This is a genomic window from Streptomyces atriruber, from assembly GCF_001418325.1.
In the GTDB taxonomy this organism is placed as follows: domain Bacteria; phylum Actinomycetota; class Actinomycetes; order Streptomycetales; family Streptomycetaceae; genus Streptomyces; species Streptomyces atriruber.
Genome location: NZ_LIPN01000277.1, coordinates 14,268 through 27,725, shown reverse-complemented (window position 1 = coordinate 27,725; position 13,458 = coordinate 14,268). Strand labels below are relative to the sequence as shown.

Annotated in this window: 11 protein-coding genes; all 11 read right to left on the bottom strand. The window is 71.7% G+C overall.

All coding sequences use genetic code 11. The features are described from left to right. A partial coding sequence (locus tag AOK03_RS26885) for an FAD-dependent oxidoreductase (protein ID WP_055567928.1) occupies positions 1 to 1,215 on the bottom strand: 1,215 nt, incomplete at its 3' end. A gap of 40 nt (positions 1,216 to 1,255) precedes the next feature. Further along, positions 1,256 to 2,170 (bottom strand): AurF N-oxygenase family protein, encoded by a 915-nt coding sequence (locus tag AOK03_RS26880; RefSeq protein ID WP_055567927.1) that lies wholly within the window; start codon positions 2,168 to 2,170, stop codon positions 1,256 to 1,258. A gap of 186 nt (positions 2,171 to 2,356) precedes the next feature. After that, a complete protein-coding gene (locus tag AOK03_RS26875) occupies positions 2,357 to 3,559 on the bottom strand; it encodes an MFS transporter (RefSeq protein ID WP_055567926.1) in 1,203 nt (400 codons plus the stop codon). Further along, a complete protein-coding gene (locus tag AOK03_RS26870) occupies positions 3,537 to 4,142 on the bottom strand; it encodes a GNAT family N-acetyltransferase (RefSeq protein WP_055567925.1) in 606 nt (201 codons plus the stop codon). The genes AOK03_RS26875 and AOK03_RS26870 overlap by 23 nt, the downstream gene beginning before the upstream one ends. Continuing rightward, the gene (locus tag AOK03_RS26865) at positions 4,139 to 5,335 is read right to left on the bottom strand and encodes a type III PLP-dependent enzyme (protein ID WP_055567924.1); all 1,197 of its coding nucleotides are present in this window, start codon (positions 5,333 to 5,335) and stop codon (positions 4,139 to 4,141) included. The genes AOK03_RS26870 and AOK03_RS26865 overlap by 4 nt, the downstream gene beginning before the upstream one ends. Next, the gene (locus AOK03_RS26860) at positions 5,332 to 6,651 is read right to left on the bottom strand and encodes a DUF6271 family protein (protein WP_055567923.1); all 1,320 of its coding nucleotides are present in this window, start codon (positions 6,649 to 6,651) and stop codon (positions 5,332 to 5,334) included. Before AOK03_RS26860 ends, AOK03_RS26865 begins: the two co-directional genes overlap by 4 nt. Further along, entirely contained in the window at positions 6,633 to 7,673 is a 1,041-nt protein-coding gene (locus AOK03_RS26855; RefSeq protein WP_055567922.1) for a phytanoyl-CoA dioxygenase family protein, read from the bottom strand. Before AOK03_RS26855 ends, AOK03_RS26860 begins: the two co-directional genes overlap by 19 nt. Before the next feature lie 414 nt (positions 7,674 to 8,087). Then, positions 8,088 to 9,566 carry an integrin alpha gene (locus tag AOK03_RS26850; RefSeq protein WP_055567921.1) on the bottom strand — a complete coding sequence of 493 codons (1,479 nt, stop codon included), beginning with the start codon at positions 9,564 to 9,566 and terminating at the stop codon, positions 8,088 to 8,090. Positions 9,567 to 9,830: 264 nt separating this feature from the next. Continuing rightward, positions 9,831 to 10,742, bottom strand: a complete 912-nt coding sequence (locus tag AOK03_RS26845) for a glycoside hydrolase family 16 protein (RefSeq protein WP_055567920.1) — start codon at positions 10,740 to 10,742, stop codon at positions 9,831 to 9,833. 67 nt (positions 10,743 to 10,809) lie between these two features. Further along, positions 10,810 to 12,468 carry a dipeptide ABC transporter ATP-binding protein gene (locus AOK03_RS26840; RefSeq protein WP_055567919.1) on the bottom strand — a complete coding sequence of 553 codons (1,659 nt, stop codon included), beginning with the start codon at positions 12,466 to 12,468 and terminating at the stop codon, positions 10,810 to 10,812. Then, positions 12,465 to 13,457 (bottom strand): ABC transporter permease, encoded by a 993-nt coding sequence (locus AOK03_RS26835; RefSeq protein ID WP_055567918.1) that lies wholly within the window; start codon positions 13,455 to 13,457, stop codon positions 12,465 to 12,467. The genes AOK03_RS26840 and AOK03_RS26835 overlap by 4 nt, the downstream gene beginning before the upstream one ends. Between the last annotated feature and the right edge of the window lies 1 nt (position 13,458).

Genomic DNA, 13,458 nt, shown 5'->3' with positions numbered 1-13,458 from the left:
CTCCCCCGCCTCCGCCGCCACGCGCACCGCGTCGACCCGCTCCGCGCCGAGGACCTCGACGGGTTCGCTGTGGAAGCGCAGCACGATCCTGCGGCCGGGCTCCGGCGGCAGGTCCCAGTCCGGCCGTGCGCGCGCGACCCCCTGGAGGACCGCGGCCTTGTCCTTCGCACCGGCGGCGTCGACCGCCTCCGCGATCCGCGGGTCGTGATCGTCGACGACCAGGTCGACGCCCGGCAGGTGCTTGAGGGCCAGGAGTTCGGACTTGGTGTACGCGGCGTGCTCGGGGCCGCGCCGGGCGAGCAGGACCACTTCGCGGACCTTGCTGTCGCGCAGGGCGCGCAGCGCGTGGTCGGCGATGTCGGTGCGGGCGAGGGCGTCGGGGTCGGCGAGCAGGATCCTGGCGACGTCCAGGGCCACGTTGCCGTTGCCGACGACGATCGCGCGCTCCGCCGACAGGTCGACGCCGTCGGGTGCCGCGTCCGGGTGGGCGTTGTACCAGGCGACGAACGCGGTCGCGGAGATGCTGCCGGGCAGTTCCTCGCCCGGGATCGCCAGGCGGCGGTCGGCCGAGGCGCCCACGGCGTAGATGACCGCGTCGTGGTGGGCGGCGATCTCTTCGGAGGTGACGTCGGTGCCCACGTCGAGGCCCAGGTGCATCCGCACCCGCGGGTGTGCGTGGAAGCGGGCGAAGGTCTCGCCGACCTTCTTGGTCGCGGGGTGGTCGGGTGCGACGCCGTAGCGCACGAGTCCGCCCGCCACCGGGAGCCGGTCGATCAATGTGACCTCGGCGCTGGTGTGCAGCAGCAGGTCCTGCACGGCGTACATCCCGGCGGGTCCCGTGCCGACGACGGCGACCTTCAGCGGTGCGAAGTCCGCGGGCAGGACGCGGGGGAAGGCCGGCTCGCCCCAGGCGTGGAGGTTGGGCCCTGCCGGGTCCGGCTCGGGGGCCTCGTCGGCCGCCGCGTCCTCGAAGTAGGCGGCGTTGATCGCGGCGTACTCCTGCTGCGCGAGGGGCAGGCTGTCCGCCGGGAAGATCGCGTCGACGGGGCACGCGTCGGCGCAGGCGCCGCAGGCGATGCACGTCCTGGGGTCGATGTGCAGCATCTCGGTGCTGCCGAACGCCCGCTCCTCCGGCGTGGGGTGGATGCAGTTGACCGGGCACACGGCGACACAGGTGGCGTCGCTGCAACAGGTCTGGGTGATGGCGTAGGTCATGTTCGTCGGCTCAGCTCGGGTCGGATCGGCTCGGATCGGCTCAGATGAGGTTGGCGCGCTTGTAGAACACCAGGGCCGGCTTGGTGAGCAGGCCGCACGAGGCGAGGAACTCCATGAGACCCGAACAGCTCGACCGCATCATGGACTTGTGGTGCTCGTTGGCCTTCGCCTCGGCGAGCGCGCGCTCCTCGTCGAGTCCGGCGTTCGCGTACACCTTGCGGTTCACCATGCTGGTGACGATGACGTACGACGCGATGGCGATGACGAGGGAGTTGATCTCGCGGCGCACCCGGCCGGCGCCCGCGAGCTGCTTGCGCGTCTGGTCGCGGGCGAACTTCATGTGCCGCGACTCCTCGACGACATGAATGTTGTTGATCGTGCGGACGAACGGCACGACGCGCTCGTCGCGCATCCAGTCGCGCTGCATCACGTCGAGGACTTCCTCGGCCACGAGGATCGCGGCGTACGCGGCCTCGCCGAAGGCGACGGACTTGAAGACCCTGCCGAGTTCGGTCGCCCAGCGGCGCGGCCGGTAGGCGGGCGCGCCGAGCTTCTCGGCGCCGCGGGCGAACATGATGGAGTGGCGGCACTCCTCGGCGATCTCGGTGAGCGCCCACTGGACCTCGGTGCTGGTCGGATCCTTGGCGTAGACGTCGCGCAGCACCATCTGCTGCAGGATCATCTCGAACCAGATGCCCGTGCTGGCCACCGAGGCGGCCTCCTGCCGGGTCAGCTCCTTGCGCTGCGCCTCGGTCATGTCGCGCCAGTAGGCGGTGCCGTAGAGCGTGCTCCACTCCGGGCTCGCGCCGTGACAGTCGCGGTCGAGCGGTGTCTCCCAGTCGACCTCGGTGGCCGGGTCGTAGGCAAGGACGGCGGCCGAGTCCAGCAGCCGCCGTGCGACGTCGCCCTCCGGGGAACTGCCCTGTGTGCTCGGCCGAACAGTGCTGCTTGCCATGCTGCGGCTCCTTGGCTCATTGACTCGTCGGCTCCGACGACGTCCAGGCAGCGGGCACGGCGCCTCGTCACACGGCAGGCCGCGACCCCCTTGTTAGACAGAACGTATAACAAGGGGGTCGGGTACGCCTACCCTCGAGTAAGCAAGAGATTGGGCAGGGCCGGTGGGGCGGGAGATCCGCGCAGGTCAGCCGGTCGTGGCGGGCCAGCTGATGCGCGTGCTGCACGCGGAGACGACCAGCGCCGAGGCCGCGACGGCGGCCAGACCCCACACCAGGCTGCTGGCGTTCGCGATGAAACCGATGAGCGGCGGTCCGGCCAGCAGACCCGTCGTCCCCATCGCGGCCACCAGGGTCAGCGAGTCCGAACCCTGCCCGGCCGCGGCCACATAGACGCAAGGTGTGACGGCCGCGATGCCGAGACCGACACAGGCGAAGCCGAGCAGCGCGGGCACCAGACCCCCGCTGAGCAGGGCGAGCGCCAGGCCCGCGCCGGCCAGCACACTGCCGGTCAGCACGATGCGGCCGTCGCCCCAGCGGCTGCGCCAGCCGTCGGCGAAGAGGCGGGCGATGAGCATCATCCCGGAGACCACCGCGATGCCGAGCGGCGCCAGTTCCGCGGAGGCCTCGGCCACGTCCTCCAGATAGAGCGCCGACCAGTCGTTCATGGCGCCTTCGGTGACGGTGCCGAACGCCATGGCGACGCACATCCACAGCGTGACGCGGGATGGCCGGATCCACTTGGCGCTCTTCTTCGACGCCTTCTCCGCCTTCTCCCCCTCCGCAGCCTTCTCCGCCGCCGCGTCCGGAGCCGCCGCCCGCTCCGGCAGCAGACCCGTGCGGGCGAGCGCCGCCAGCAGGAGCAGGAACAGCGCGGCCGCCGCGAAGTGCGCGGCGACCGACGAGGTCACCGTGTGCATGCCGGAGGCGAGCAGCGCGGCGAGCAGCGAACCGCCGCTGAACGTCGCGTGCAGCCTGGCCATGGCGTTGCGCTCGTACCGGCTCTCCAGCTCGGCACCCTGCGCGTTCATGGCGACGTTCAGACAGCCCACGAGGACACCGTCGACGCACATGACCAGCAGCGCCACGGGATAGTTGGGCGCCGCGGCCAGGGCGAGGAGCAGCAGCGCCAGACAGAGCGCCGACAGGAGCGCGAGGCGCTGCGAGCCGAGGCGCCGCATCAGCACGGCAACGAGCGGGAACGACACGGCCGCGCCGATACCGGCGGCCATCAGGAGCACACCGACCTCGGCCGCGGTCAGGTCGAGGTCCGACTTGATGGCCGGGATCCGCGCCGCCCAGGTCGCGTACTGGAAGCCGAGCGAGCAGAACAGCGCCGCGATCGCCAACTGGCTCCGATGGAAAGGATCACGTACGCGGAGCACCCGCATCAGCCCACTTCTCTGTAGCGCTCGATAGTTCTGTTCCGCCGCGCGGCAACGGGAGTTCCGTCTCGAAGTGCGGCAACGGGCCGCCGGGCACCGCCCGGGACATGTACACCGCGGTCGGGCCGTAGCCGGCCGGCGGCGGGCCCTCTCGGCGGGCGGCGAATCCGCGGCCCGCCCAGAAGGTGTCGCTCCCGCCGACGGCGACCAGGGAGATCTGCTCGTACCCGTGCGCGCGGGCCGTCACCATGAGGTGGCGCAGGAGGTGCCGGCCGAGGCCCCTGTGCCGCAGCCGCTCCGCGACGACGATGTCGTGCAGGTGCAGATTGCGCGACGGGAGCGCCGCGCCCGGCTCGGCCCCGGACAGCTTGGGGTACTCGGACTCCGGGTACGGCAGGGCCAGCAGATAACCGGCGAGCTGCCGTCCCAGGTCCAGCGCGAAGCAGGTCTCCGGCGACGCACGCATCCGGGACTCCAGCGCCGCCCGTCCCTCCGAGAGGCCGAGGGGCGTATAGGCGCGGGATTCCAGCGCCACGATGCCGTCCCAGTCGCCGTCCGCGATGCGGCGTATGCGTATGGCCTCGGTCATGCCGCCTCGCCGTCGATCCAGGTGTACGGCAGCGGGCTGAAGCCGTTGAAGCCCCGCGTCATGTAGCTGGTCGCGTACGCGCCGCTGGACATCACCCAGACCGGGTCGCCCGATGCGAGCTCCTTGGGCACCGGCACGAGACCGTCCTCGTGCGAGAAGGCGTCGTCGCTGTCGCAGGTGGGGCCCGCGACCACGGCGGGGACGGACTCGGCGCCGCGGTGCGAGGGGAAGACGAGCCGGTACTGCAGCTGGTCCATCTCGTACAGGCCGTTGAACTTCCCGCAGCTCAGGTAGAGCCAGTACTGGCGCTCGCCGTCGGGCCGGCGGCGGGCCGACAGCCGGGAGACGTGTGCGCGGATGGCGCCGTGGTCCGCGATGAGGTAGCGCCCCGGCTCCACGACGAAGCCCAGGTCGTGTCCGGGCAGCGCGCTCAGGCGTGCCATGCCCTCGCGGATGACGGTGAAGATCTTCTCCATCGGCGGGTCGAGGGTTCTGCCGTGCTTGTCGCGGTAGCCGAGCGCGGGCAGGCCCCCACCGAGGTTGACGTGGTCGAGGAAGATCCCCCGGGCGGCGAGCGCGGTCAGCACGTCGGCGATCCGGTCGAAGGCACCGTTCCAGGCGTCGGACGTCATCTGCTGCGAGCCGACGTGCACGGAGAGGCCCGCAGGCGTGAGTCCCAGGTCGCGCGCCGTCTCCATGATCGCGAGGGCGTCGTCGGGCGAGCACCCGTACTTGTTGCTGAGCCCCCACAGCGCGCCCTCGCCGGTGGTGGCGAGCCTGCAGAAGACGCGGCTGCCCGGGGCGTGTTCCGCGACCGCCCGCACGTCCTCCAGGCTGTCGGTCGCGAAGTCCGTGATGCCGAGCCGGAACGCGTCGGCGATGTTCCGGTCGGACTTGACGGTGTTGCCGTAGTGCACCCTGCTGATCGGCACGCCCGCCCGCAGCGCCTGCTCCACCTCGATGGGGCTGGCCGCGTCCACGCCGGAGCCGCGCCGCGCCAGGAGGGCGAGGACCTCGTCGACCGGGCAGGCCTTCATGGCGAAGCGGACGGCCACTCCGGGGAGCTCGCGCACCAGCGTGTCGTAGCCCTCCTCGATGCCGGGGAGGTCGAAGACGATCTGGTCCTCGGCCGCGGCCGCCAGGGCGTCCAGGAGCGAGGCGCTGTCGGGCCCGTACGTCGTCGTGTCGCTCACGCGGGGGTTCCCGTCGCCAGGAGCGGTCCGATGTCCTTGGCCGCGCGCATCAGCGGCTGCCACGCCTCGGTCAGCAGGGCGAACTCCTCGATGTCGCTGCGCGCCTCGTCCAGCAGGCGGTCGCGGTGCGCGGCCAGCTGGTCGGCGCAGTCCGCGTACCGGCCGCCGAGCGTGCGGTAGGCGGCGTCGAGGCGGTCGAGCCGCCGGACGTTCTCCGCCTGGTCGAGTCCGGTGCTCTGCCGCGCGAACTCGGCGATGACGGACGCGCGCACGTGCCCCTGCTCGTCGAGGAGCGCGTCGCCCGCGTCGGCCATGCGGTCGTAGATGTGGTTGAAGTAGAGCATCGACAGGAAGAACTTCGCGAAGCGCGTCTGGTACGCGAGGAAGCCCGCGTCGGTCCTGCGCTCGCCGGTGTAGAAGTTGACGATGTTCCGGTTGTGCAGGACGCCGGGCAGGGCGGCGTCGTGCACCAGGTGGATGAGGAAGTAGTCGCTGCCGATGGTGTCGGTCGCGGGCGGCAGCGGCACGCGCTCGTGCACGTCGTGGAAGCTGATGTTGCACATGTCGACGCGCATCGGGTCGACCAGGGCCAGCAGGGCGTGGTCGCGCTCGAAGGTGTCGGAGCCGGCCCCCCGGAAGGAGTCGTCGACGAGCGCCCGCTTCTCGGCGTCGGACCAGTGGTCGGGCGCCCAGAGGCTCACCACGTCGTAGTACACGTCCGGGTCGATGCGCTGGATCTCGCCGATGTCCACGGAGAGCTCCCCGACGAAGGAGCTGCCCACCATCGCCACGCGCTTGTCGTCGTGGCGCGGATCGAGAGCGCTCTCGGTGACGCCGTGCGCCACCTCCCGCGCGGTCCTGCCGAGCGACATGAGCTCGTGGTGGACCGGGAAGACGGGCTCGCCGTCGGCGCTCTGGTAGCGGCTGTCGGAGTCCCTGCGGTGGACGGACTCGCAGCCCAGGGCGCCGACGATGAGGAACGCGCGGTTGGTGCAGGCGCCGTAGGAGAGGCGGTCCGGGAGCATCAGGTCGAGCATCAGCTCGGGCTTGGTGACCTCGGCCCGGGCGATCACCCGGCGCAGGAAGTCGCGCTGCGCGGATTCGTCGAGGTGGTGCACGACGACGCGCGGCACGTCCGGCAGCGCGGCCACGGCCCGGGTGTGCTCGGCGAACGTGGCGGCGTCGGAGGAATCCAGGATCAGCAGGTGCGCCTCGACGTCGAAGTGCGCGGCGGCGTACGCCGCCTCCTGCCCGATCGCCTCGATGGTCTGCGGGCAGGACCGGTTGGTGGGAAGCGTCAGGCAGATGCGTCGCATGCGGCTTCCCCGTTCCAGGACTTGAGGCCCAGCAGCTTGGCTCCCAGGTCGTTGAGCGCGGCGGTGCCGTAGCGCAGGGACTCGTGCTTGTCGGCGTCCCCGAGCAGCGTGGCGTTCCACTCCGGGGTGCTGAGGTTGCTCCAGGAGTCGACGCGGGAGCGGCGGAGCTCGTCGTGGGACTCCAGCGCGGGCATCATCGAGAGGTACTGGACCGCCCGGACGCCGTCCTTCGAGGTGTTGGGGGCGACGCCGTGCGCCAGCAGGCCGTTCCAGATCAGCAGGTCACCGGCCTCCAGCTCGGGGCGGACGACGGGCATCTCGGTACGGTCGATCGCGGGGCGTATGGGGTCGCGGCCGTCCGGCTGGAGGGCCTTCCACCGGTCGAACTGACGGAACAGCTCGGGGCAGCACTGGAAGCCGCCGTGGTCCTCGCGGGTGTCGTCCAGGGCGATGATGCCCTGGACGCGCTGGGGCAGCACGCCGAGGGTGGTGTCGACGTCCCAGTGGAGGTTGATGTCGAAGCCGCGCTCCGTCGGCGCGATCAGCGAGCGGGAGCGGTTCTTGACGTTGGGCGGGTTGAGGTTGAGGCGGTCCAGCGTCACCCAGAGCTCTTCGCAGTCCCATACGTCGACGAACGCGTCGTAGACCCGCTGCGTCTGGCGGCTGTCCCAGATCAGCTGGTGGTGGTAGGCCTCGACGAAGCCGTAGACGTGCAGCTCACGGTCCAGGTCGGAGCGGAACGCGCGGTCCTCGTACCAGGTCTCGGGGCGGCCGCGGTCCAGGCCCTGGAACTCCCAGGCGAAGTCGAGGAGGTCCTTGGCGGACTCCCTGGGGATCGCCTGCTTCACGACGATGTAGCCATACGTCTGCCAGTGGGCGAAGTCCTCCTCGGAGAGGACGCGCAGGGGCCGCGTCTTCTCGAGGTCGCGCAGCTGGGTCTGGGCCAGGTACGTGTCGGCGTCCGAGCTGAAGTACGGGACGTCGGAGGGGGCTCGATGGAGGTAGCGGTCATTCGCTGACATGTGGTGCTCCAAGGATCGGTTTCTCGTCCGGCGGCAGGTCTCCACGCCGGATGGGCCGGGTCGTGCCGGCCCGCCGGGGCAGCACGTTCACACCCGCCCCCTGTCGAACTTGCGTCCCACCTAAAATGGACTAGACCAACTCCATGTGTCAACAATTGAATTGGGTGCCTTGAGATCCAAAAGGGCGACATTTACCCCCAGTTCACTCGCCCGCCATATGTGGATTCGGCAAAGATCCCGCAGCTCAACTCGGGTCTACTCAGGGGTAGTTGGTCCATACCAATACGAAGAGGCGCCACCGCGTACGGTGGCGCCTCTAGGTACTCCCGCCGAGGGCGGGTTCAGAGTGTCGGAGCGCTGCGACCGCCGCTCCGGGGCCGGGCCCCGATGCCGCTGCCGCCGCAGGTGGTCATGCTACTCGTCGATCGCCGCGCCGAAGGCCGCTCCCGTGGCGGGCGCCCCGAGCGAGCCCGCGCCGTACGTCCAGGATCCGGTACCGGTGACACCGCCCGACCCCGCGGACAGCACCCACACCACGCCGTCCCCGGCGTTCTCGCCGGGCGCGGCCGCGAGGAGCCCGAAGCGGCCGTCGCGGTTCGGGTCCGTGAGCCGCACCTGCGCGCCCCACTTGTCGCCCTTCTCCGCCTCGCCGGGAATGTTCGCGGAGTTCTGGTCGAAGGACTTCGCACCGCTCGCGGTCATCCCGTTCGCCGAACCGCGCAGCACCCAGACGGCGCCCGCGTCGGCGACCGTGCCGATGTCCTCGCCCGGAGCGCCGATCGCCACGTCGGCATAGCCGTCGCCGTTGGTGTCCGCGATCGACAGGTCGGCGCCCCAGCCGTCACCGCGCTCGGCGACGCCGGGCACGCCCTCGGCGTCCTGCGTCCACCACTTGGCCTCGTTCACGAGGCCGTCCTCGGTTCCGTAGCGCACGCCGACCAGACCGCCGGTCATGGTGTCGCCGCCGTCGTCCGGGGAGGCGGGCTCACCGGTCACCAGGTCGTCGTAGCCGTCGTGGTTGATGTCCCCGGAGGCGGCCACCGGGCCGCCCCGCAGGTCGTTCTTGTACGTGAGGCCGTCGGCGCCGCCCGCGAACTGCACGGACCAGCCATGACCGGGTTCGTCCCCCTCGGTCGTGCCGGAGGCGACGAGGTCGGCGTAGCCGTTGTCGTCGTAGTCACCGGTGGTCAGCGACTTGGACACGATCTGGCTGGCGTCGGCCGACCTGGCGAGCCGCTCGGTGGCCTGACGGCGCAGCGGTGCCTCGCCCCGGGCCTGCGGCGCGGGGTCGTACACGAAGAGGTCCACGTTGTCCCGGTCCAGCACGGCGAGGAGGTCGCCGGGAGTGTCCGCGGTGAAGTGCGCCGCGGCGAGGCCGAGGCCGAACTGCTGGCCCGCGGCGGCCTGCTGGCTCTGCAGCCAACTGCTGGCGGATCCGGTGAGTCCCGACTTCGAGCCCCACAGGACGGCGACGCCGCCGGCGTCCACCCCCGCGTCGAGGTCCTCGCCGGGGATGCCGATGATCGCGTCGTCGAAGCCGTCGCCGTCCAGGTCGCCGGTGGCGACGGCCTTCCCGAAGCCGTCGCCCGCTTCCGCGGCGCCGGACACACCGGCCGTCGACTGGCTGAACCGGGCGACGTCGGACGTGCCGATGCCTCTGGTGGAGCCGTACTGGACCGTGACGAGGCCTGCTCCCTTGGCCCCGCTCACCGTGGCGCCCGGGGCGCCGACCAGGACGTCCTCGTATCCGTCGCCGTTGAAGTCGCTGTTGCGGTCGTCGGCGTGGGTACCCCCAGGGGTGCCGGCGAAGGCGGCGGGGGCGGCGGCGATACCGGCCCCGGTCAGCAGAAGGAACGATGCCGCGGCGAGGGCGGCCGAACGGTTCTTGCGCACGAGCGGCTCCTGTGAAGGAAGGTGGCCGGGCAGGCGCGGGGGGTGTCCGGAAAGGGCCCGTTCCTTGTCCGGCGCCCTGTTCGACACGGGATGGGGCGCAAGGGTTGTACGGGGTTCTCGATTCCGCTGCCCCGGCCCGAAGTCGCAGGTCCCGAGGGCCACTTCGGCCAGGCCCCGGACATCGCCCTCCGCAAGCGCCCCGGTGTGCTGCCCGGAGCCGCTACGCGCGGGTTCCGCGGCGTCACCGACAGCACGCTCCGGGCGTCACTTCCAGCCGTACGCGTACGCGGCCACCCAGGTGATCTCCAGCTGGGCGCTGCTGCCGGGTTCGGCTCCCGGTCCTTCCAGGGCGCTCTCGTTCTGCAGGACCCAGGACAGCGGCCGGTCGGGGACGCCCCGCGTGTCGTGTCCCGTCTCGCGTCCGTCGACGAAGAACCGCACATGGCCGGGGGTCCACTCGGTGGAGACGGTGTGCCACTCGGTCCAGTCGTCCGCGCCGGGGTACGAGCCCTGTTCCCCTCCGCCGCAGGGATGGTGGAAGGCCGTCAGGGAGCCGGTCCACTCGCCTTCGGGGTGGTCCATCTCGCAGCCGCCGCCGTAGTGCAGCCAGGCCGACTTGTAGCCGGGAGCCTGCTTGGTCACCTTGATGCGGGCGCTGTACTTGCCGTACTTCATCTGCATGACGGCACGCGGTACGACCGCCGACGCGTGGACGGGTCCTCCGTCGGCGGGCCGCCACATGCGGACGCGCATGCGGCCGTCGCCGTCGGCCGCAGGTCCCACGCTCACGGTGTCCTCCGGGTGGTAGACGCCGACGACGTCGCGGTCCCTGTCGTTGGCCGTGTCGCGCCAGCCGGCCGGGTAGGCCCACCAGTTGTCGCGATAGGAGCCGTCGAGTCCCGCGCAGTACGCGGCGGACGTGTCGGCGTGATGGTCGCAGTCGTCGAACGCGCCCAGCGGCACCCGGTCGCCGTCGAAGTCCTCGGCGAGGACCTGCCAGAACGGCCCGCAGTCCCCGACCGGCAGCGCGCTGCCAGCGGTGCGGCAGGCGTCCGCCGAGAGCGGTGCTCCCCCCGCGCTCGGGATGCACAGCAGGGCCGCGAGCAGCGTCGCGCCGAGCGCGCCGACCACGAGCGGGCGCCCGCGCCGCCGTCCCGCCGCCGCATGTGATCCCATCGTGCCGCCTCCGCTCCACGGACGCCCCCACAGGAGGGGCCATCCTCGTGGAGCGCGCACCGCCCCGCTACAGCCGTGCCGCCAGCAGTTCCTTGGTGTACGTCTCCTGCGGGCCGTCGAAGATGTCCTCCCGCGTGCCGGTCTCGACGATCGCGCCGCGGTGCATCACCGCGATGCGGTCACACAGGTGGCGGACGACGGCGAGGTCGTGCGAGACGAAGAGGAGGGAGAGGCCGAGCTCGTCCCGCAGGTCCATCAGCAGGTTCAGGACCTGGGCCTGCACCGAGACGTCCAGGGCGGAGACCGGTTCGTCGGCGATGATCAGGCGCGGCCGCGGCGCGAGGGCCCGGGCGATGCCGATGCGCTGGCGCTGGCCGCCGGAGAACTCGTGCGGGTACCGCGGGAGGTGGGCGACGTCCAGGCCCACCTGTTCCAGGAGCTCGGCGGCGCGGTCGCGGCGCTCCTGGCGGCTCATGCGGGTGTGGACCCGCAGCGGCATCGTGACGATCTCCTCGACGGTGCGGCGCGGATTGAGGGAGGCGTACGGATCCTGGAAGACCAGTTGGACCTCGCGGCTGAGCGAGCGGCGCAGGACCGCGTCCTCGGCGGCGCGCGCGATGTCGCGGCCGTCGAAGCGGACCGTGCCGCCGGACGGCCTCTGCAGTCCGGCCAGGACGCGGGCGGTCGTGGACTTGCCGGATCCCGACTCGCCGACCAGGCCGAGGGTCTCGCCCTCGGTGAGGTGCAGACTGACGCCCCGCACGGCCCGCGTGGCCTCTCGACGGCGGCCCATGAGCGTGCGTCCGCCGCCGAACTCCACCCGCAGATCGTCGACTTCGGCGAGGACGGTACCGCCTTGCGGCCGCTTCCTCGGTTCCGTCCGGACGGACGGTTCCGGGACGTCCACGGTCGGCAGCCTGCTCCCCGGAACGGTGTCCAGGGAGGGCGCCGCGCCCACGAGCGCGCGGGTGTAGGGGTGGGCCGGTGCGCTGAGCACGCGGTGCGTCGGCCCCGTCTCCACGGTGCGGCCGCCCCGCATGACGAGCATGCGGCCGGTCACCGCGGCGACCATGTCGACGTCGTGCGTCACCAGGACGACGGCGGTGCCGAACTCGGACTGCAACTCACCCAGCACATCGAGGACTTGCCGCTGCACGCGTGCGTCGAGCGCGGTGGTCGGCTCGTCGGCGATCAGCACGTCCGGGCGGTTGATCAGCGCCATGGCGATCATCACGCGCTGGCGCATCCCGCCGGAGAACTGGTGCGGGTAGTCGCGGGCGCGGGAGGCCGGAATGCCGACCCGCTCCAGCATCTCCACGGCCCGGGCCCGCGCCTGGCCCCGGCCCGCGTCCTTGTGGTGCAGCCGGTAAGCCTCCGCGAGCTGGGCGCCCACGCCGTGGAAGGGCGACAGCGAGGCGAGGGCGTCCTGGAACACCATGGCGATGCGCCCGCCGCGCAGCGCCTTCAGCCGCTCCTCGCCAGCGGTGACGACGTCGACGCCGCCGACCTCGACGGTTCCCCGCACGGTCGTCCGCGCGGGATCGTGCAGCCCCATCGCGGCGAGCCCGACGGTGGACTTCCCCGACCCCGACTCCCCCACCAGGCCGAGGACTTCACCGCGCGCCAGGTCGAAGGAGACGTCCTCGGCCGCGGTGACGGTGCCGCGCGGCCCGCTGAACTCCACGGTCAGATCACGTACGCGCAGCACCGCTTCGCGTTGCGTCATGCCACCCTCACCCTCGGGTCGAGCCAGGCCACGACCAGGTCGGCGACGGCCACGAAGACCACCACGAAGAACGCGGCGATCAGTACGGTGCCGACGACGGTCGGCAGGTCGTTCTGGGTGACGGCGTCGACGGCGAGCTTGCCGACGCCGCTGAGCCCGAAGACCGTCTCGGTGATGAAGGCGCCACCGAGCAGCGCCCCCACCTCCAGGCCGAGGAGCTGCACGATCGGTGCGGCGGCGCCTCGCGCGGTGTACTTCAGATGGGTGCGCAGGGTGCCGAGACCCTTGCCGCGCGCCGTGCGCACGTACCCCTCGTGCATCACCTCCAGGAGCTGGGCGCGGGACAGCCGGGCGAAGACGGCGGCGTTGACGAAGCCGAGCACCAGGCACGGCAGCAGCAGTCCGGACAGCCAGGCGCCGGGGTCCTCGCCCGGCGGGGTGTAGCCGGGCAGCGGCAGCCACCCGGTGGAGTACACGAGCAGGTACTGCAGCGCGTACCCGAGGAAGTAGATCTGCACGCTGGCGCCGATCAGCGTGCAGCCGGACAGGATCCGGTCACCGGCGGAGCCGCGGCGCAGCGCGGAGACGAAGCCCGCGCCGATGCCCACCACGAGGATCACGGCGAGCGCGCCCCCGGCCAGCGACAGGGTGACCGGGAAGCGGCCGGTGATCGCGGAGAGCACCGGTTCGTGCAGGGTGTACGAGTAGCCGAGGCAGGGCGCGGGGCAGGCGATGGCGGTGCCGTCGACGTCGCTGATGGTGCGGCCCGCGACGAGTCCGCGCAGGTAGTCGGCGTACTGGGTGAGGATCGGCTGGTCCAGGCCCATGCTGTGGCGGACGGCCGTGACCTGTGCGGTGTCGCACTTGGGGCCGCAGGCGATCGTCGCCGGGTCGGAGGGCGCGGCGTAGAAGAGGGCGAAGGCGGTGGCGGAGATGGCGAGGAGCACCACCACCGCCTGCAGCCCCCGTCTGGTCAGATAGGTGAGCATG

Excerpts from the sequence above, each read along its gene's own strand:
- AOK03_RS26860 (WP_055567923.1), bottom strand. The coding sequence starts at position 6,651 with ATGCGACGCATCTGCCTGACGCTTCCCACCAACCGGTCCTGCCCGCAG.
- AOK03_RS26855 (WP_055567922.1), bottom strand. The coding sequence starts at position 7,673 with ATGTCAGCGAATGACCGCTACCTCCATCGAGCCCCCTCCGACGTCCCG.
- AOK03_RS26880 (WP_055567927.1), bottom strand. The coding sequence starts at position 2,170 with ATGGCAAGCAGCACTGTTCGGCCGAGCACACAGGGCAGTTCCCCGGAG.
- AOK03_RS26835 (WP_055567918.1), bottom strand. The coding sequence starts at position 13,457 with ATGCTCACCTATCTGACCAGACGGGGGCTGCAGGCGGTGGTGGTGCTC.
- AOK03_RS26875 (WP_055567926.1), bottom strand. The coding sequence starts at position 3,559 with ATGCGGGTGCTCCGCGTACGTGATCCTTTCCATCGGAGCCAGTTGGCG.
- AOK03_RS26840 (WP_055567919.1), bottom strand. The coding sequence starts at position 12,468 with ATGACGCAACGCGAAGCGGTGCTGCGCGTACGTGATCTGACCGTGGAG.
- AOK03_RS26870 (WP_055567925.1), bottom strand. The coding sequence starts at position 4,142 with ATGACCGAGGCCATACGCATACGCCGCATCGCGGACGGCGACTGGGAC.
- AOK03_RS26845 (WP_055567920.1), bottom strand. The coding sequence starts at position 10,742 with ATGGGATCACATGCGGCGGCGGGACGGCGGCGCGGGCGCCCGCTCGTG.